Here is a 19,245-nt window from a genome sequence, read left to right on the forward strand (position 1 = left end):
TGCTATCATCATGGGCCAGCGTCGTTGTGAGCCTGCCCATACGGTGAACAGGTTCTAAAACAGTTATCATCGACGCGAACAGTCTTAATGTGAAAATGTAGAGAGCGCAGCGAACACTGGCAGGCGGAGCTGACACCACGTCAATCTGTAGTTTCTGTCGGGTTAAGTCGACCTTGCGCCGAACGCAGTCTTTTTCACACAGTCTGTATTGTATGGCCGCCCGTGATCGGCCTTGCGCTCACCGCACATGACCTGAGTAGGAGATTAACCATGGCTTTTGAATTGCCACCGCTGCCGTACGAGAAAAACGCCCTCGAGCCGCACATTTCCGCCGAGACTCTGGATTACCACTACGGTAAGCATCACAACACCTACGTTGTGAACCTGAACAACATGGTGCCTGGCACCGAGTTTGAAGGCAAAACCCTGGAAGAAATCATCAAGACTTCTTCGGGTGGTGTTTTCAACAACGCTGCTCAAATCTGGAACCACACCTTTTACTGGAACTGCCTGAGCCCTAACGGCGGCGGCGAACCAACTGGCGCACTGGCTGACGCGATCAACTCCGCATTCGGCTCGTTCGACAAGTTCAAGGAAGAGTTCAGCAAGACTTCAATCGGCACCTTCGGTTCTGGTTGGGGCTGGCTGGTCAAGAAGGCCGACGGTTCCCTCGCCCTGGCGAGCACCATTGGCGCTGGCTGCCCGCTGACCAGCGGCGACACTCCACTGCTGACTTGCGACGTCTGGGAGCACGCTTACTACATCGACTACCGCAATGTGCGTCCGAAGTACGTAGAAGCTTTCTGGAACCTGGTGAACTGGGATTTCGTTGCGAAAAACTTCGCCGCCTAATCCAGCGTCACAACAAGCCTTGTGCTTGTTTGAAAAACCCGGCAAACGCCGGGTTTTTTTTGCACTATTTTGTAGATATCGGTAGCGTACTGAAAATATCATGGCTCAACGCCATCTCAGCCAAAGGTACTACACTAGAAAGTCTGCTTTATGGATTAAAGCCGGCGCAATTATCACCGATATACCAGTAAGCTATCGCCAACACGCCTAGCATGCGCGACATTCGATTTCAGTAGCCGTGAAGCACTCAACCAGCAATGGCTTTTTGACTGCAACCCTGAGTTTGCCAATACTCTAAGCGCCTTGCGGCAACCGGCATCACAAGGACCTATCTTTTGAAGTTGGAACTGAAAAACAGACTGTCACTGAGGTTACTCCGGGTCGTACTGCTGTCGGCATTAATAGTCGGCGTGGTCCTGAGCTGTGCGCAGATTGTCTTTGATGCGTATAAAACCAAACAGTCTGTTGCAAATGATGCCCACCGAATCCTCGGAATGTTTCGCGACCCCTCGACCCAGGCGGTGTATAGCCTTGACCGAGAAATGGGCATGCAGGTCATCGAGGGCCTGTTCCAGCACGAATCCGTGCAAACGGCTTCGATCGGCCACCCAAATGAGCCGATGCTTGCCGAGCGCGAGCGGCCACCGGCGGAAATCGCTACGCGCTGGCTGACTGACCCGATCCTTGGCAAAGCGCAGAAATTCTCAACCCAACTGGTGGGCAAAGGCCCGTACAGCGAGTATTACGGCGACCTTAACATCACCCTCGATACTGCGGCCTATGGCGAAAACTTCATCACCAATTCGGTGATTATCTTTATCTCCGGGGTGCTGCGCGCGCTGGCAATGGGCTTGGTGCTGTATTTGGTTTATCACTGGCTTCTGACCAAGCCGCTCGCCAAAATCATTGAACACCTGAGCGACATCAACCCGGATCGCCCGAGCGCCTTCAAGCTGCCGATGATCAAGGGCAATGAGCACAACGAGCTGGGTGTGTGGGTCAATACCGCCAACCAACTACTGGAATCCATAGAGCGCAATACCAGCCTGCGCCACGAAGCAGAAAACAGCCTGCAACGCATGGCCCAGTATGACTTCCTCACCGGTCTGCCCAACCGCCAGCAGCTGCAACATCAACTTGATCAGATTTTGAATGACGCAGGCCGCCTGCAACGTCGGGTCGCGGTACTTTGCGTAGGCCTGGATGACTTCAAAGGCGTCAATGAACAGTACAGCTACCAAGCGGGGGACCAGTTATTGCTGGCCTTGTCTGACCGCCTGCGAGGCCATGGCGGACGGCTCGGCGTCCTGGCGCGCCTGGGGGGCGACCAGTTCGCCCTGGTCCAAGCCGACATAGAACAGCCCTATGAAGCAGCCGAGCTGGCGCAAAGCGTTCTGGATGACATAAGCAACCCCTTCACCCTCGATGACCAGCTGGTGCACCTGCGCGCAACCATCGGCATCACTCTGTTCCCGGAAGACGGTGACAGCACGGAAAAACTCCTGCAAAAAGCGGAGCAAACCATGACGCTGGCGAAAAGTCGCTCGCGCAACCGTTATCAGTTCTACATCGCCAGCGTAGACAGCGAAATGCGCCGTCTACGGGAGCTGGAGAAAGACCTGCGCGTCGCCCTCGAGGGCAACCAGCTGCACCTGGTCTACCAGCCACAAATCAGTTATCAGGCCAAGCATGTCGTCGGCGTCGAGGCCCTGCTGCGTTGGGAGCATCCGCAACTTGGCTGGATTCCACCCGACCAGTTCATCCCGCTGGCAGAACAAAACGGCAGCATCATTGCAATTGGCGAGTGGGTGCTCGATCAAGCCTGCCGGCAACTGCGTGACTGGCACGATCAAGGCTTCAACCATTTACGCATGGCGATCAACCTTTCAACCGTGCAACTGCATCACGCCGAATTGCCAAGAATGGTTAATAACCTGCTGCAAATGCACCGCTTGCCTGCGCGCAGCCTTGAGCTGGAAGTTACCGAGACCGGCCTGATGGAAGATATCAGCACCGCCGCTCAGCACTTGCTCAGCCTGCGCCGCGCCGGAGCACTGATCGCGATTGACGACTTCGGTACCGGTTATTCGTCATTGAGTTATCTGAAGAGCCTGCCGCTGGACAAGATCAAGATTGATAAAAGCTTTGTTCAGGACCTGCTCGAAGATGAAGACGACGCAACCATCGTCCGCGCCATCATCCAGCTGGGTAAGAGCCTGGGCATGCAAGTCATCGCCGAGGGCGTCGAAACTGCCGGCCAGGAAGCCTACATCATCAGCGAAGGCTGCCACGAAGGTCAGGGCTACTTTTACAGCAAGCCATTACCGGCTCGCGAACTGACCCTGTACCTGAAACAAGCGCGGCGCACACATGCAGCATCTGACTCGGCAGCCTTATAACTGCCGGCGGATCTACAGCTTGGGCTCAGTGTTGAAGCCCAAGCTGCCATGCAAGGCTCAGCGCACCGACCAAGCAGAGCGCCGCACCGCCAGCCGCTCGCCAGTAGAATCCTCGCGCCAGCTCATCTTCACCTGTAGTTGAGAGCACGAAGGGTTGCGCTTCTCTCGGCTTGGCCAAATGATGCTGAACCGGCTTGCGGCTTTGAAGCCTATGACGATCCTCGGCCTCCAACTGCGCAGCCAAGCGCACACGAGCCCATTCCTGGTCATCAAGCTGGCCGTTGTTATCACTGTCGAAGCGCTGCAACAGACCAGAAAAATCAGACTTCCACTCGCGAATCACCGCACCTTGCTGCGCGGCCAAATCCAAGCCCTGGCGACCGCCGCCGGAACTGCGAAAATCACCAATCGCATACAGCGGCTGGCCGACCTGCAAACGCTCTTCGGTGTAGCGATAGTGTTTGCCAATACTAAGAAACCCCAGCATGCCGTTCTTTCTCGGCAGCCGCGGATGACGCTGATTGCCGCTCCAAACTTCCCGAGTGGTCGTGCGCACCTGTGCGCCCTTGGGGTTGATCAAGCATTCCCCGGTACCATCGCTCAGCGCCAGCAAAGCATCACTGACGCCTGACTCCAGCGAACGCCAGCTGCGCTTGTTGTCTTCTTGCACATGCTCTTCGATGCGAAAGCGCCACCACACGCACGGCTTACCGGTTAGCGGCCCGACCATGGCGCTGCCGGGCTGTGCGGTAATGACGCCATAAAACTCAACATAACCTTGCGCGGCAGAACGGATCTTGGAGGTTGGCGTGTCCAATAAATGCCGGGCTTGTGAAATGCAGCGCAGGCACCACCACGCGCCTGCCGCCGCCGCACCGGCACTCACCAGCAGACTCAGCCAGTACGCGTGCATAGCCAAGACTCAGTTGAACAACGACTTGATATTCACATCAGCCTTTTCAGCTTCACTGAACTGCAACAGTTCACCAGCCTTGAACCCCATCGACCGGGCGATCAGCAAGTCCGGAAATTGTTCAATGCGCACATTGTTCAGGTTGACCGCCTCGTTATACAGCTCACGGCGATCAGCAATACCGCTCTCCAAACCGCTGATTCGCTGCTGCAGGTGCTGGAAGCTCTCATTAGCTTTAAGCTCGGGATAGTTCTCGGCCAAGGCAAACAACTGCCCCAAGCCTGAACGCAGCCCCGTCTCGGCCTTGCCCAGGGCATTTACATCGCCCCGCTCGCGCGCGCTGGATACCGCCTGGCGGGCAGCCACGACTTGCTCAAGCGTGGTGCGCTCGTGCTGCATGTACTGCTTGCAGGTATCGACCAGCTTGGGCAGTTCCTCATGACGCTGCTTGAGCATCACATCGATATTGGCCCACGCTTTACTGATGCTGTGTTTCAAGCGCACCAAAGCGTTATACAAGATCACTGCGTAACCCGCGAGCAACACGAGGATAACGATCAGCACAATACTGGTGATGCTCATAAAGGGTTCTCCGGAACACCGCAAAGGCGCGAGTAGTGGCATTCTAGCGGCATCGAGTTACCAACACAGTGACTCAGTGCATGAGTTTTTTATAAGAATTAATCGCAACGCTCTTTACACGGAATGCAAATCTTTCGCATTATGTTACGAACTTAGAAGTGCAAACACTCACTATTCTTAACCAACTGCAAAGGATTTTGTCATGATTCGTATGCCCCTGGCCTCCGCCAGCCTCCTGGCCATCGCTATCTCTCTCGCTGGCTGTGGCGAAGAAAAGGCGCCTACCACTCAGGCAGCTGCCCCTGCTGCTGAATCTGAACAAGCAACCCCAGCGGCCGCTGCAGAAAAAACCGATAACACCAATGCATATGATGAAGCGGCTGCCAAAGCAGTGGTTTCTCACTATGCAGATATTGCCTTGGCCGTGTTCAGCGACGCTGCCAGCACCGGCAAAGCTTTGCACAAAGCAATCGACACCTTTCTCGCCACGCCAAACGACGCCAACCTGAAAGCCGCTCGCGAAGCCTGGATCGCTGCACGCACCCCTTACATGCAAAGCGAAGTGTTCCGCTTTGGTAACGCAGTCGTGGACGACTGGGAAGGTCAACTCAATGCCTGGCCTCTCGACGAGGGCCTGATCGACTACGTTGCCAAGGACTACCAGCATGCGCTGGGCAACCCAGGTGCAACAGCCAATATCGTGGCTAATACTGAAATCCAGGTTGGCGAAGATAAAGTCGACGTCAGCAAAATCACCCCAGAAGTACTGGCCAGCCTGAACGAACTGGGCGGTTCCGAAGCCAACGTTGCCACTGGCTACCACGCCATTGAATTCCTGCTTTGGGGCCAAGACCTCAATGGCACCAACCCGGGTGCAGGTGAGCGTCCAGCCACTGACTTCGTTGTTGGCGAAGGCGCAACTGGCGGCCACAACGAGCGTCGTCGTGAATACCTCAAGGCGGCTGCCGACCTGCTGGTAAGCGACCTCGATGAAATGGTTGGCCAATGGCAAGCTGGCGTTGCTGATAACTATCGCGCCAGCCTTGAAAAAGACAATGCCAAAAACGGCATGCGTAAAATGTTCTTCGGCATGGGCAGCTTGTCGCTGGGCGAACTGGCTGGCGAGCGCATGAAGGTTTCCCTGGAAGCCAACTCGACTGAAGACGAGCAGGATTGCTTCAGCGACAACACCCACAACGCACACTTCTACGATGCCAAAGGTGTTCGCAACATCTACCTGGGCGAGTACAAGAAAGTTGATGGCACCATGCTGACCGGCCCAAGCCTGTCTTCGCTGGTTGCCAAGGCTGACGCGAAAACTGACGAGACCCTGAAGGCTGACCTGGCTGATACCGAAGCCAAATTGCAGGTCATGGTCGACAGCGCCAACAATGGCGAGCACTACGACCAACTGATCGCGGCTGACAACGCCAAAGGCAATCAGATCGTACGTGACTCAATCGCCGCGCTGGTCAAGCAGACCGGTGCTATCGAGCAAGCTGCTGGCAAGCTCGGCATCAGCGACCTCAACCCAGACAACGCCGATCACGAGTTCTAAGCGAGACGCTTGTCGACCAAGCCGGTGCGTTAACAGCGCACCGGCTTTTTTATGCCCGGCAGCAGCGTTTTCCAGCTGAATCTCGCCCAGCACCCTGCGACCGAGTGGCGCAGGAGCGGCCAAATCGTGCTGATAACGCAAATCGCTCTTATTTAAATAGCCTTGCACTGGTACTATTGCGCGCAGTTTTTCTTGGATAGCTGCTGATGTCTGCGCTGCTACAACGCACTCTCCCACTGGCTGGCCTGGTTTTAGCCTTGGCCTTGAGCGGGTGTGATAAGCCCCCACAATTCACCCAGGCAGAACCCGGTGAAGCGCTTTCCGGCGGCAGCACCAGCGTGTCCAAGGCAGATCACAATGCCTTTTCTCAACCCTCGGCGAACCTGTCGCCGCTGCGGCGCCTGGATTTCAGTGTTGGCAACAGCTTCTTCCGTAATCCATGGGTCATCGCCCCTGCCACCACAATTGCGCGTGACGGGCTTGGCCCGCTGTTCAATACCAACGCCTGCCAAAACTGTCATATCAAGGACGGCCGCGGACATCCTCCCAAGCCAGACGCCGTTACCGCCACCTCAATGCTGGTGCGTTTGTCGATCCCGGCAACCACGGAGGAACAAGCGAAAATCATTGAAAAACTCGGTGTAGTTCCCGAGCCAACCTACGGCGGCCAATTGCAGGACATGGCCAACCCCGGCGTTGCCCCGGAAGGCAAGGTACGCATGAGCTATACCTTGAGCAGCGTCGAGCTAAAAGATGGCAGTAAAATTGAGCTGCGCAAACCGACATTGGCGATCACCCAACTCGGCTACGGCCCCATGCACCCTGACACCCTGTTCTCAGCGCGTATCGCCCCGCCCATGATTGGCCTGGGCCTACTCGAAGCCATCCCTGAGGCTGACATCCTGGCCAACGCCGACGCGGACGACAGCAATGGTGATGGCATTTCGGGCCGGCCCAATCAGGTTTGGGATGATGAGTTAGGGCAAAGCGTGCTGGGCCGTTTCGGCTGGAAAGCCGGTCAGCCCACCCTGAACCAACAAAATGCCCATGCTTTTTCCGGCGACATGGGCCTCACCACCAGCTTGTTGAAACATGACGACTGCACAGCGGCACAGGTTGATTGCCTGAAAGCCCCCAATGGTGGCGAGCCCGAAGTCAGTGACAAGTTGCTTGGCAGTATTCTGTTTTACAGCCGTAATCTGGCGGTGCCTGTGCGCCGTAATGTCGCCAGCCCTGAAGTACTCAAAGGCAAGAACCTGTTTTACCAGGCACAGTGCAATGCCTGTCATGTGGAGAAGTTCACCACCGCTGCCGATGCAGCCGAGCCAGAGTTGGCGAATCAAGCTATCCGCCCATTCACCGACCTGTTGCTACATGACATGGGGCCTGGTTTGTCTGACAATCGTCCGGAGTTTGCTGCCACTGCACAAGAATGGCGTACCCCGCCGCTGTGGGGCATTGGCTTGACCCAAGCGGTCAATGGCCACACCCAGTTTTTACACGACGGTCGAGCACGCAACCTGCTCGAAGCTATTGCCTGGCACGGAGGCGAGGCCGAAGCGGCCAAACAACGCGTTTTTGCCTTTAACGCCGAGGAGCGCAAAGCGCTGCTGGCCTTTCTGAATTCGCTATAGGAGCTGCACATGAATCGCTCACCTTTAACCCTCGCACTGTTGAGCGTTTTACTCAGCGCTTGTACGCCTGCTGATCCACAGCAGAAAGTCACCTCAGCCCTCGCCGATGGGGTGATTCTCCCCGCCTACAGTTCCTGGGCTGAAGCCGACCAAAAACTAGCCGCAAGTGGCCAGGCGTTTTGCGCAGGCAAACAAGACCTGCCGCAAGCTCGTGAGGCGTTTCTGGCTGCGCAAAGCGCATGGGCAGGCCTGCAAACCGCTCTGGTCGGGCCAATTACCGAAGGCAACAGGGCCTGGCAAGTTCAGTTCTGGCCAGACAAAAAGAACCTTGTCGCACGTCAAGTACAAGGTCTGCTGAAGAAGTACCCACAGCTCAGCGCTGCCGAGCTCGAGAAATCCAGCGTAGTCGTCCAGGGTTTGACCGCCTACGAATACATCCTGTACGACGAATCAATCGACCTGACTGACGCGCAACAGAAAGACCGCTATTGCCCGTTGATCAGTGCCATCGGCAAGCACCAGCAAAAACTTTCGGCCGAGGTACTGGCTGACTGGCAGGCTAAAGACGGTGTTGCCAGCCAATTCAAGGAATTCCCCAACCAGCGCTACGCTGAAGCACCAGAGGCGTTGGCCGACATACTGCGTAGCCAGGTGACCGCCATTGATGTGCTCAAGAAAAAGCTAGGCACACCACTGGGCCGCCAAAGCAAAGGCCAGCCACAGCCCTATCAGGCTGAAGCCTGGCGCAGCAATGCAAGCCTGGCCAACATCGCCGCCACCCTGGCCAGCGCCGAACGCCTGTGGCACGGCGCCAATCAGGATGGCATGCAAAGCTTGCTCGGCAGCGATCAAGACGCACTGAAAAAACGCATCGACGCCGCTTATCTCGACACTCGTCAACGTCTGGCAGCACTGCAACGCCCACTGTCTGAATTACTCAAGGAAGAAGACGGCCGCGCCGTTCTCAATGAGTTCTACGATAGCCTCAATGTGTTGCACCGTTTGCACGAAGGTGAGCTGGCAAGAACCCTGGGCATCCAACTCGGATTTAATGCCAATGACGGAGACTGAATGAAACGCAGAGCATTCCTCGGCCTAGCCGGCACCGCACTTGCAGCTAGCGCCTTCGGCGGCTGGACACTGGTCAACAACACCTCGCAGCCATTACTGGTCTCGGCCCGTGATGGCAGCGATGGCCAGCACTACGCAGTTGGTTACCACCTCGATGGCAGCCAGGCATTCGCGACCCAGGTCAAAGAACGTTGCCACGACGTCGTACCGCACCCTAGCCTGCCAATGGCCCTGTTTGTTGGTCGTCGCCCAAGTACAGAGAGTTACTTGATCGACACCCGCGACGGCAAGCTGCTGCAAACGCTGACCTCGCCTGCCGACCGACACTTCTATGGTCATGGCGCCTTCCACAAAGATGGCGACTGGCTTTATGCGACTGAGAACGACACGTCAGAACCCGGCCGTGGCGTCATCAGCGTATATCGCGTGCAAGGCACCAAGCTTGAGCGCGACCATGAGCTGTCGACCCATGGCGTCGGGCCACACCAATTATTGTGGCTGCCTGACGGCGAGACGCTGGTTGTAGCCAACGGCGGCATTCGAACCGAGGCCGAGAGCCGGGTCGAAATGAATCTCGACGCCATGGAACCGAGCCTGGTTCTGCTCAAGCGCGACGGCAGCCTGATCAGCAAGGAACAGCTCCCCGAACGCATGAACAGCGTCCGCCATCTAGCGATTGCCAGCGACGGCACAATTGTCAGCGGCCAGCAATACATGGGCGACATGGCGGATAAAGTGCCGTTGCTGGCGATCAAACGCCCAGGCAAGCCATTCGAGCATTTCCCCCTGGCCGAAGAGCAACGCCAAGCCATGCGCCAGTACACCGCAAGCGTGGCGATCAACAGCGAGCTACGCCTGCTGGCCATGACCGCGCCACGGGGCAACCGGGTATTTATCTGGGATCTAGACAGCGGCGCGGTAAGACTCGACGCCCCGCTGCCCGATTGCGCAGGCGTTGGTGCTGTCGAGCAGGGCTTTGTGGTCAGCTCCGGTCAGGGCCGCTGCCGACTGTACGACTGCCGTGAAGAGAAAATCGCCATGCAGCCCCTGCAATTGCCCGCTGGCTTATGGGACAACCACCTGCGTATCGCCTGAATAGCACCGCCTGCCTAATAGGTGGGCGGTCGCCTCTTTAAGACGGAAACACTCAAGAATTGACTGCTGCAGCCGAAAGAGCCCACAGCAAGCTTTTTATGTGCTGATTGCAGAACAAGGATGTTACACCACCTCATAAAATGGAGCGCACAAAGCTGCTGCAAACTCCCTGAATTGAGGTGACCCCAATGTTGTTAAAACACTCTCTGCGCGCCCAGATCCTTGCGTTGTTAAGTGGCAGCCTAGTATTGATCGTGCTTATTGCCCTGCTGTGCTTTGCATTCATGTCCAGCGGCATGCAGTCCTACCGCAACCTGATTGATGGCCCAATCCTTTCATCTCGACTGGTCAATGAAGCCAATGTTGAATTCAAGATTCAGGTGCAGGAATGGAAAAACGTATTGCTGCGGGGCAAAAATCCAGCTGACCGAGACAAATACTGGCAGCAATTTCAACACCAAGAAGCTCGCGTCCAGCAAATACTGAAAAGCCTGGCGCAAAACGCCGCGCAAACCGATAACCAGGCACTGCAAAGCCAAACGGACGCATTGATTAGCGAACACTTGGCAATGGGCAATGCTTACCGCAAAGGTTTCCAGGCATTTGTTGACGCCGATGCCGATGCCGCAGCAGGTGATGCGGCGGTCAAAGGTATCGATCGCGGCGCCAGCCAAAAGATGGAAGAACTGGTCAGCCAACTGGCCAAGCAAAGCAAAGAGCAATCGTTAATGATCGGCGAGCAAGCCAGCCAGACCTTGAGCTTGGGCATTGGCTTTATGCTGGTTTCCAGCGCCCTTGTTGGACTTGTAAGCTTGTGGTTGCTCAATCGCAACCTGATCACGCCAATCCAGCAACTGATTGAGTACATTGCTCAACTGAGTCATGGCAACTTTGCCAAACACACTCAAATCAATCGCCAGGACGAACTGGGTCGCTTGGCTAAAGCAGCCAATACCTTGCGCGACTTCCTCGCCGAAACCTTCAACCAACTGCAACGCAGCACAATAGAGCTCGACAGCGCCAGCGGCGAACTGAGTGTCATCGCCAAGGTTATGGCGCAAGGCAGTCGTGACCAGTTTTCCCGCACAGACCAGGTCGCCACCGCCATGCATGAAATGTCAGCTACCGCGCAAGAGGTAGCCAATCACGCAGGCGAGGCAGCCAATGCAGCCGATGATGCTGATCGCTCAGCACAACAAGGTGAGCAGGTGATGCAGGCGACCATCGAAACCATCACCCATATGAGCCAGGAAATAATCACCACCGCCGAGGTCATCCGCCAGCTCGAAGGCGACAGCAGCCGCATCAGCAAAGTGCTTGAAGTGATTCGAGGGATTGCCGAACAGACCAACCTGCTCGCACTCAACGCAGCGATTGAAGCGGCCCGTGCAGGTGAAGCTGGCCGGGGCTTTGCTGTAGTGGCCGATGAGGTACGCACCCTGGCCCAGCGCACAGCTGAATCCACTGCTGAAATCAACCAGATCATCAGCACCGTCCAAACGGGTGCCAGTAATGCCGTGCGTGCTATCGACAGCGGTCAAAACCTGAGCAATAAAGGCCTTGAACAAGTCACTCAAGCCGGTGTTACCTTGCAGCAAATTACAGCTGCGGTTGAGGCCATTCGCGACATGAATCGGCAGATAGCAACGGCGGCTGAAGAGCAAACCGCAGTTGCCGAGGATATTTCACGCAACCTGACCGAAATCACAACCATTGCCAGCGAAAATGAAAAGAACGTGCAGCGCACTGAAAGCGCCAGTAAAAACCTGCACAGCCTGTCAACTGGCCTCAGCGATGTAACCCAGCGTTTGAGCGCCTAAACTGACTGCGCAGCAGGCATGTACTGGCGGCATGCCTGCTGCCTTTTTCAGCTCCAAAGATGCTGGCAACACCGTCAAAACAGGTGAACTTGCCAGTTTGCGCACACACCGAAATCATTTGTTAATTGCAGTCTTTGACTTGCCCACGCAAGGGCACTAATGTTCGTCTTTGGCCAAAATTTAGGCCTTCCTTTATCTGCCAAGGATATGCAACATGTTGCTTCGCCGGATGCTAATAATGATAGGCGTGGTTGTGCTTGTGGTGCTCGCGCTGGGCGGCTACAAGGGCTACACCATCTACCAGCAAATACAAATGTTCTCAGCACCCAAGCCGGCGATCAGTGTTAGCGCCAGCCCTGTGGAAGAACTTCCCTGGCAGCAGCGGATTCCCGCGATTGGCACGCTCAAGGCAATTCAAGGCGTTGACCTGACCGTTGAAGTCAGCGGCATTGTGCAGGACGTATTGTTTAACTCAGGCGAACAGGTCAAGCAGGGCCAGGCGCTTGTGCAGATGAATAGCGATGTCGAGACTGCAAACCTGGCTACCGCCAAAGCAGACCTTGATCTGGCGCGCGTGGAGTTTGCACGCGGGAAAAAACTGGTCGCGCAACAGAACCTGTCGAAAAGCGAGTACGACCGGCTCGCGGCTGAGAACGCCAAGGCCAGTGCCAGTGTCGCTCAGCTCGAAGCCTTGCTGGCAAAAAAACGCATCCTTGCCCCGTTTAGCGGCACCATTGGTATCCGCCAGGTGGATGTCGGCGACTTCCTTTCCTCCGGTACTTATATCGCCACCTTGCAGAACACCTCGCGGCTGTACTTGGACTTCTTTCTCCCCGAGCAGGATGTTCCCGAGGTTGCGCTTGGGCAAACGATCAATTTCAAGGTCGCGGCATACCCAGAGCAGGAGTTCAGTGCAAGCATTTCCGCCATCAACCCTAAAGTCGAAGACAGCACGCGCAACGTGCAAGTCCGGGCAACCCTGAACAATCCGGACAACAAACTGCTGCCGGGTATGTTCGCCAACCTGCAACTGCTGTTGGCGGACAACAGCGCGCAAAAAGTCATTCCTGAAACAGCCGTCACCTACACCCTCTACGGTAATTCGGTGTACGTGGTCACTGAAAAGAAAGACGAACAGGGCAACTTGGTCAAAGAAGAGGATGGCAAGCCCCAACTGGTTGCCCAGCGCCGCGTAGTTGAAACTGGTGAACGGCGCGATGGAAAGGTCATCATTCTCAAAGGCCTGCAGGCCGGTGAACGGGTGGTGACCTCAGGCCAGCTCAAGCTCGATAACGACGCGCACATAAAAATCGTCGACCCTTCCCCAGTTGCGGCCAGCACGTCTGGCGCCGAACAATAAGCGGCGCCTAGCCCAAGGAATAGACATGGCTTTTACTGACCCCTTTATTCGGCGCCCGGTGTTGGCGACCGTGGTCAGTTTGTTGATCATCCTGCTCGGTTTGCAGGCCTTCAATAAACTGACCATTCGTGAATATCCGCAGCTCGAGAACGCGCTGATCACAGTCACCACCTCGTATCCCGGGGCGAATGCCGAGACGATCCAGGGCTACATCACCCAGCCCTTGCAACAGAGCCTGGCCAGCGCTGAGGGTATTGACTACATGACCTCGGTAAGTCGCCAGAACTTCTCGGTGATTTCGATTTACGCGCGTATTGGTTCCGACAGCGACCGTTTGTTTACCGAGTTGCTGGCCAAGGCCAACGAGGTCAAGAACCAGTTGCCGCAAGACGCCGAAGACCCGGTGCTGTCCAAGGAGGCGGCTGACGCCTCGGCGCTGATGTACGTGAGTTTCTACAGTGATGAGCTGACCAACCCGCAAATCACCGATTACCTGTCACGCGTCATCCAGCCAAAGCTGGCGACGCTGCCGGGCATGGCCGAAGCCGAAATTCTCGGCAACCAGGTGTTTGCCATGCGCTTGTGGCTCGACCCGGTAAAAATGGCGGCTTATGGCATCACCGCCGGTGATGTGAACACGGCAGTGCGCAGGTACAACTTCCTGTCCGCCGCTGGCGAGGTCAAGGGCGAATACGTGGTCACCAGCATTAATGCTGAGACTGACCTGAAAACGGTCGAAGGCTTTTCTAAAATCCCCCTGAAAACCGTTGGCGATAGCCGGGTCCTGATCGGTGATGTAGCACGTGTTGAGATGGGCGCTGAAAACTACGATTCGATCAGCTCATTCGATGGCATTCCCTCGGTCTACATCGGCATCAAAGGCACGCCAAGCGCCAACCCGCTGGACGTGATCAAGGAAGTGCGCAAGATCATGCCGTCGCTTGAGGCGCAGTTGCCACCCAACCTCAAGGTCTCGATCGCCTACGACGCCACGCTGTTTATCCAGGCCTCGATCGACGAAGTGGTTAAGACCCTTGGCGAAGCCATCCTGATCGTCATCATCGTGGTATTCCTGTTCCTCGGCGCGCTGCGTTCAGTGTTGATTCCGGTGATCACCATCCCGCTGTCGATGATTGGCGTGTTGTTTTTCATGCAGATCATGGGCTACTCGATCAACCTGCTGACGTTACTGGCGATGGTGCTTGCAATTGGCCTGGTGGTCGACGATGCAATCGTCGTGGTGGAAAACATCCACAGGCATATCGAAGAAGGTAAAACCCCGTTCGATGCAGCGATTGAAGGCGCGCGCGAGATTGCGGTGCCAGTGGTCTCAATGACCATCACCCTGGCGGCGGTCTATGCACCTATCGGCTTCCTCACTGGGCTTACAGGGGCGCTATTTAAAGAATTTGCCCTGACCCTGGCAGGCGCGGTCATCATCTCCGGTATCGTCGCCCTGACGCTGTCGCCGATGATGTGCTCGAAACTGCTGCGTCATGAAGAAAAGCCCAGCGGCCTGACCCACAAGCTGGACAGGATCTTCGATGCACTGAAAAACCGTTACCAGCGCAGCTTGCACAGCACCCTTGAAACCCGCGCTGTGGTGCTGGTGTTTGCGATCATCGTCATGTGCCTGATTCCAGTGCTGCTCAAGTTCACCAAAAACGAGCTGGCGCCCGAGGAAGACCAAAGCATCATCTTCATGTTTTCCAATGCCCCGCAACCGACCAACCTCGATTACCTGAACAAATACACCGATCAATTCCTGCCGATCTTCAAGGACATTCCGGAGTACAACTCCTGGTTCCAGATCAACGGCTTTAATGGTGTGCAGTCGGGTATTGGCGGCTTTCAATTGAAGCCCTGGGACCAACGCTCACGCACCCAAATGGAGTTGCTGCCCGAAGTACAGGCCAAGCTCGACCAGATCCCGGGCTTGCAGGTGTTTGCCTTCAACCTGCCTTCATTGCCGGGCACGGGGGAAGGATTGCCCTTCCAGTTCGTGGTCAACACGCCGAATGATTACGAGTCGCTGCTGGCGGTGACTGACAAGATCAAAAAGCGTGCGGAGGAATCCGGCAAGTTTGCCTTTCTCGATGTTGACTTGGCCTTCGACAAGCCAGAAGTTGTGGTCGATATCGACCGCGAAAAAGCCGCGCAGATGGGCGTATCGATGGAGGACATCGGCACGGCCCTTTCCAGTTTGCTCGGCGAGGGCGAGATCAACCGCTTTACCATCGAGGGCCGCAGCTACAAGGTTATCGCTCAAGTCGAGCGGGCTTACCGCGATAACGCCAACTGGCTGAACAGCTACTACGTGAAAAGTGAAAGTGGCGAGCTGTTACCGCTGTCGACACTGATTAAAGTCAGTGATCGTGCACGGCCAACCCAACTCAACCAGTTCCAACAGCTCAACTCGGCCATCATCCAGGGTTTCCCGATTGTCAGCATGGGCGAAGCCATCGACACGGTCCGCCAGATCGCCGAGGAAGAAGCCCCCGTAGGCTACTCATTCGACTATGCCGGCTCTGCACGACAGTACATTCAGGAAGGCACTGCGCTCTATGCAACCTTCGGCATCGCCCTGGCGCTGATCTTCCTGGTTCTGGCGGCGCAATTCGAGAGCTTCCGCGACCCGCTGGTGATCATGGTCACGGTACCGCTGTCGATTTGTGGCGCATTGATACCGCTGTTTCTCGGGCTCTCGAGTATGAATATCTATACGCAGGTTGGCTTGGTGACCTTGATCGGACTCATCACCAAGCACGGTATTCTGATCGTCGAGTTTGCCAACCAGTTGCGCCGCGAAAAAGGGATGTCGCGCCGCCAGGCGATTGAAGAAGCTGCCTCGATTCGCCTGCGGCCAGTGTTGATGACCACCGCTGCCATGGTCTTCGGCATGGTGCCACTGATTCTGGCAACAGGTGCAGGCGCAGTGAGCCGGTTTGATATCGGCCTGGTGATTGCCACGGGCATGACCGTAGGCACCCTCTTCACCTTGTTCGTACTGCCTTGCGTCTATACCTTGATTGCGCACCCCGACACAAAACCTGAAACCGCTGGCGAGCAAGCGCCAGTAACAGCCTAAGCCCAGCCATTAGGTCCAAGCATGCAAAAGCCCTGCACTCGCAGGGCTTTTTGTTGAACACTGATCCTGCTTTCGGACGGTTTAGCGCATGCCTTGTGACATACCAAACATAAACAGCAGCAGGTCGCCGTCAGGTTTTTCCGGCGTATCCGTCCGCTGACTGGCCGGCAGCGGGCAATAGCCCTGGCTGAAGCCGGTGATGACTTGCGGGGTATTTTCATTCCAGGCGGCGAATGCCACGGACGTCACACCCAGGGCGCCGACCAAGAACAAACTTCGAGCAAATTCTAACTTCATTACTGCAACCTCTTGATAGCGCTGCCAAACGCTGTTTTCTTACCCTAGAACACCTGGCGAAATCTTGTCAGCTTATGCGACAAGCGGTCGACACAAGATTGCAGCATCTACAGGCTCACTCAAGCCAGGGTTCGAGCCTCACAGCCTGTGATTGGTTCCATCTGATTGATATTCACCGATGGCTCGTGAAAAACCTGTCAATTTCGGGGCCTGAAACTTCACTTCCTCAATTTATCGATCAATGGTTAAGGAATTGCAGGCAAAAAAAACCCCGCGACAAGCGCGGGGTTTTTGGTGCGGGGCTGGATTACATCATGCCGCCCATGCCACCCATACCACCCATGCCGCCCATGTCAGGCATTGCAGGGGCTTTGTCGTCAGCTACTTCAGCGATCATCGCTTCGGTAGTGATCATCAGGCTGCCGATAGAGGAAGCCGCTTGCAGCGCCGAGCGAGTCACTTTAGCTGGATCGAGGATACCCATTTCGATCATGTCGCCGTACACGCCAGTCGCAGCGTTGTAACCGTAGTTACCTTCGCCTTGCTTGACCTTGTCGACTACAACGCTTGGCTCGTCACCAGCGTTAGCAACGATCTGACGCAGTGGCGCTTCAACCGCACGACGCAGCAGAGCGATACCAACGTTCTGGTCATCGTTGTCGCCTTTGAGGTCAACGATAGCCTGCAGAGCGCGAACCAGTGCCACACCACCGCCAGGAACCACGCCTTCTTCAACCGCAGCACGGGTAGCGTGCAGGGCGTCTTCAACGCGGGCTTTCTTCTCTTTCATTTCAACTTCGGTACCAGCGCCGACCTTGATTACCGCAACACCGCCAGCCAATTTGGCCAGACGCTCTTGCAGCTTCTCTTTGTCGTAGTCCGAAGAAGTGTCTTCAACCTGCTTGCGGATCTGAGCAACGCGGGCTTCGATATCAACCTGCTGACCAGCACCGTCGATGATGGTGGTGTTTTCTTTGCTCAGGATTACGCGCTTGGCGTTACCCAGGTGCTCAAGGGTAGTGCCTTCAAGGCTCAGGCCCACTTCTTCAGAGATCACGGTACCGCCAGTCAGGATCGCGATGTCCTGCAGCATGGCTTTACGACGGTCACCGAAGCCTGGCGCCTTAACAGCAGCAACCTTCACGATACCGCGCATGTTGTTCACAACCAGAGTCGCCAGGGCTTCGCCTTCAACGTCTTCAGCAACGATCAGCAGCGGACGACCGGCTTTGGCAACAGCTTCCAGCACCGGCAGCATTTCGCGGATGTTGGAGATTTTCTTGTCGACCAGCAGGATCAGCGGGGTTTCAAGCTCAGCAACCATGGTGTCTGGCTTGTTGATGAAGTATGGCGACAGGTAGCCGCGGTCAAACTGCATGCCTTCTACAACAGACAGTTCGTTTTCCAGGCCCGAGCCTTCTTCAACGGTGATCACGCCTTCTTTACCGACTTTTTCCATGGCTTCGGCAATGATGTCGCCGATGGAGTTGTCGGAGTTGGCCGAAATAGTACCAACCTGGGCAATGGCTTTGGTGTCAGCGCAAGGCTTGGACAGGTTCTTCAGCTCTTTGACAATAGCGATGGTCGCCTTGTCGATGCCGCGCTTCAGGTCCATTGGGTTCATGCCAGCAGCGACAGCCTTGAGGCCTTCGTTGACGATAGCCTGAGCCAGAACAGTAGCGGTAGTTGTACCGTCGCCTGCTGCGTCATTCGCCTTGGAGGCAACGTCTTTAACCAGCTGAGCGCCCATGTTCTCAAAGCGATCTTTCAGCTCGATTTCTTTAGCAACAGAAACGCCGTCTTTGGTGATGGTTGGAGCACCGAAGCTCTTTTCCAGAACCACGTTACGGCCTTTAGGGCCCAGTGTTGCTTTTACAGCGTCAGCCAGGACGTTTACACCGGCGAGCATTTTTTTACGAGCGGAGTCGCCGAACTTAACTTCTTTAGCAGCCATGGAAATGGTTCCTCAATTCTTGACGGTTAAACGGAGATTCGTGGAAATCAGGCTTCAACAACAGCCAGGATTTCGCTTTCACCCATTACCAACAGGTCTTCGCCATCAACTTTGACGGTGTTGCTACCGGAGTAAGGGCCGAACACAACCTTGTCACCAACCTTGACGGCCAGTGCACGAACTTCGCCGTTGTCCAGTACGCGACCAGTGCCGACGGCAACGATCTCGCCTTGATTAGGCTTTTCTGCAGCGGAACCTGGCAGCACGATACCGCCAGCGGTCTTGGTTTCTTCTTCGCTGCGGCGAATCACTACGCGGTCATGCAGAGGACGAAGCTTCATTGTCGATCTCTCCCAATAGATTGTTTTATCAGCCGGTGTCTTCACCGACGGTTAGCAAAGTCCGGCGTTGCCGGTAGCGTTGCGCGATGCGCAACGCTGAAGTCTGTTCTGTCTAAATGACAGAAAACCTTGCGGTGTCTGGTACATGTGGGCGCAAAAGAGGATTTCAAGGGCGATCAGTAATTTTTTTTACAATAAACCCGGCACTTACAGGCCTCAGCAGGCGCCTGTGGCCTGCTTGATAGACAGCTGGATCGCGCCCAATAAAAACCCGCGCTGGG

14 protein-coding genes and 1 pseudogene are annotated in these 19,245 nt (G+C 55.8%); 10 read left to right on the forward strand and 5 right to left on the reverse strand.

Annotated features, from left to right (window positions below; genetic code table 11):
• Positions 1-270 precede the first annotated feature (270 nt).
• Positions 271-852 carry a superoxide dismutase [Fe] gene (sodB, locus tag AACY26_RS04160; RefSeq protein ID WP_339511246.1) on the forward strand — a complete coding sequence of 194 codons (582 nt, stop codon included), beginning with the start codon at positions 271-273 and terminating at the stop codon, positions 850-852.
• 335 nt (positions 853-1,187) lie between these two features.
• The gene (locus tag AACY26_RS04165; protein ID WP_339511247.1) at positions 1,188-3,251 is read left to right on the forward strand and encodes a putative bifunctional diguanylate cyclase/phosphodiesterase; all 2,064 of its coding nucleotides are present in this window, start codon (positions 1,188-1,190) and stop codon (positions 3,249-3,251) included.
• A gap of 25 nt (positions 3,252-3,276) precedes the next feature.
• On the opposite strand, the gene AACY26_RS04170 is transcribed toward AACY26_RS04165, so the two are convergent.
• Together AACY26_RS04170 and AACY26_RS04175 are read right to left on the reverse strand one after the other, a co-directional pair.
• Positions 3,277-4,164 carry a GIDE domain-containing protein gene (locus tag AACY26_RS04170; protein ID WP_339511248.1) on the reverse strand — a complete coding sequence of 296 codons (888 nt, stop codon included), beginning with the start codon at positions 4,162-4,164 and terminating at the stop codon, positions 3,277-3,279.
• A gap of 9 nt (positions 4,165-4,173) precedes the next feature.
• Positions 4,174-4,746: a LemA family protein gene (locus AACY26_RS04175; protein WP_339511250.1), complete on the reverse strand. Its 573-nt coding sequence runs from the start codon at positions 4,744-4,746 to the stop codon at positions 4,174-4,176.
• Between the two features lie 202 nt (positions 4,747-4,948).
• On the opposite strand from AACY26_RS04175, the gene AACY26_RS04180 reads away from it, so the two are divergent.
• The 8 genes and pseudogenes from AACY26_RS04180 to AACY26_RS04210 all read left to right on the forward strand — a co-directional run bounded on the left by AACY26_RS04180 (position 4,949) and on the right by AACY26_RS04210 (position 16,372).
• Positions 4,949-6,304: an imelysin family protein gene (locus AACY26_RS04180; protein ID WP_339511252.1), complete on the forward strand. Its 1,356-nt coding sequence runs from the start codon at positions 4,949-4,951 to the stop codon at positions 6,302-6,304.
• Positions 6,305-6,510: 206 nt separating this feature from the next.
• A complete protein-coding gene (locus AACY26_RS04185) occupies positions 6,511-7,938 on the forward strand; it encodes a di-heme oxidoreductase family protein (RefSeq protein ID WP_339511254.1) in 1,428 nt (475 codons plus the stop codon).
• 9 nt (positions 7,939-7,947) lie between these two features.
• The gene (locus AACY26_RS04190; RefSeq protein ID WP_339511256.1) at positions 7,948-9,009 is read left to right on the forward strand and encodes an imelysin family protein; all 1,062 of its coding nucleotides are present in this window, start codon (positions 7,948-7,950) and stop codon (positions 9,007-9,009) included.
• A complete protein-coding gene (locus AACY26_RS04195; RefSeq protein WP_339511258.1) occupies positions 9,010-10,104 on the forward strand; it encodes a DUF1513 domain-containing protein in 1,095 nt (364 codons plus the stop codon).
• 776 nt (positions 10,105-10,880) lie between these two features.
• Positions 10,881-11,039 (forward strand): annotated as a pseudogene (locus AACY26_RS21330) (HAMP domain-containing protein); the annotation flags it as partial.
• Positions 11,040-11,156: 117 nt separating this feature from the next.
• Complete coding sequence (locus AACY26_RS21335; RefSeq protein ID WP_445261278.1) at positions 11,157-11,924, forward strand: methyl-accepting chemotaxis protein; 768 nt, start codon at positions 11,157-11,159, stop codon at positions 11,922-11,924.
• Positions 11,925-12,138: 214 nt separating this feature from the next.
• Positions 12,139-13,284: an efflux RND transporter periplasmic adaptor subunit gene (locus AACY26_RS04205; protein WP_339511261.1), complete on the forward strand. Its 1,146-nt coding sequence runs from the start codon at positions 12,139-12,141 to the stop codon at positions 13,282-13,284.
• A gap of 25 nt (positions 13,285-13,309) precedes the next feature.
• The gene (locus tag AACY26_RS04210; RefSeq protein WP_339511263.1) at positions 13,310-16,372 is read left to right on the forward strand and encodes a multidrug efflux RND transporter permease subunit; all 3,063 of its coding nucleotides are present in this window, start codon (positions 13,310-13,312) and stop codon (positions 16,370-16,372) included.
• Positions 16,373-16,453: 81 nt separating this feature from the next.
• Here the strand turns inward: AACY26_RS04210 and AACY26_RS04215 are convergent, their stop codons facing one another.
• From AACY26_RS04215 to AACY26_RS04225, 3 genes are all read right to left on the reverse strand, one after another.
• Positions 16,454-16,669: a hypothetical protein gene (locus tag AACY26_RS04215; RefSeq protein WP_339511265.1), complete on the reverse strand. Its 216-nt coding sequence runs from the start codon at positions 16,667-16,669 to the stop codon at positions 16,454-16,456.
• Positions 16,670-16,976: 307 nt separating this feature from the next.
• Entirely contained in the window at positions 16,977-18,623 is a 1,647-nt protein-coding gene (gene groL / locus AACY26_RS04220) for a chaperonin GroEL (protein ID WP_339511267.1), read from the reverse strand.
• Between the two features lie 47 nt (positions 18,624-18,670).
• Entirely contained in the window at positions 18,671-18,964 is a 294-nt protein-coding gene (locus AACY26_RS04225) for a co-chaperone GroES (RefSeq protein ID WP_010486228.1), read from the reverse strand.
• Positions 18,965-19,245: the final 281 nt, after the last annotated feature.

It is taken from the genome of Pseudomonas sp. RL_15y_Pfl2_60 (genome assembly GCF_963970595.1).
Classification (GTDB): Bacteria; Pseudomonadota; Gammaproteobacteria; order Pseudomonadales; family Pseudomonadaceae; genus Aquipseudomonas.

Bases quoted from the DNA above. Each gene is read 5' to 3' on its own strand.
- sodB (WP_339511246.1), top strand. From the start codon at position 271: ATGGCTTTTGAATTGCCACCGCTGCCGTACGAGAAAAACGCCCTCGAG.
- AACY26_RS04170 (WP_339511248.1), bottom strand. From the start codon at position 4,164: ATGCACGCGTACTGGCTGAGTCTGCTGGTGAGTGCCGGTGCGGCGGCG.
- AACY26_RS04175 (WP_339511250.1), bottom strand. From the start codon at position 4,746: ATGAGCATCACCAGTATTGTGCTGATCGTTATCCTCGTGTTGCTCGCG.
- AACY26_RS04180 (WP_339511252.1), top strand. From the start codon at position 4,949: ATGATTCGTATGCCCCTGGCCTCCGCCAGCCTCCTGGCCATCGCTATC.
- AACY26_RS04185 (WP_339511254.1), top strand. From the start codon at position 6,511: ATGTCTGCGCTGCTACAACGCACTCTCCCACTGGCTGGCCTGGTTTTA.
- AACY26_RS04190 (WP_339511256.1), top strand. From the start codon at position 7,948: ATGAATCGCTCACCTTTAACCCTCGCACTGTTGAGCGTTTTACTCAGC.
- AACY26_RS04195 (WP_339511258.1), top strand. From the start codon at position 9,010: ATGAAACGCAGAGCATTCCTCGGCCTAGCCGGCACCGCACTTGCAGCT.
- AACY26_RS21335 (WP_445261278.1), top strand. From the start codon at position 11,157: ATGGCGCAAGGCAGTCGTGACCAGTTTTCCCGCACAGACCAGGTCGCC.
- AACY26_RS04205 (WP_339511261.1), top strand. From the start codon at position 12,139: ATGTTGCTTCGCCGGATGCTAATAATGATAGGCGTGGTTGTGCTTGTG.
- AACY26_RS04210 (WP_339511263.1), top strand. From the start codon at position 13,310: ATGGCTTTTACTGACCCCTTTATTCGGCGCCCGGTGTTGGCGACCGTG.
- AACY26_RS04215 (WP_339511265.1), bottom strand. From the start codon at position 16,669: ATGAAGTTAGAATTTGCTCGAAGTTTGTTCTTGGTCGGCGCCCTGGGT.
- groL (WP_339511267.1), bottom strand. From the start codon at position 18,623: ATGGCTGCTAAAGAAGTTAAGTTCGGCGACTCCGCTCGTAAAAAAATG.
- AACY26_RS04225 (WP_010486228.1), bottom strand. From the start codon at position 18,964: ATGAAGCTTCGTCCTCTGCATGACCGCGTAGTGATTCGCCGCAGCGAA.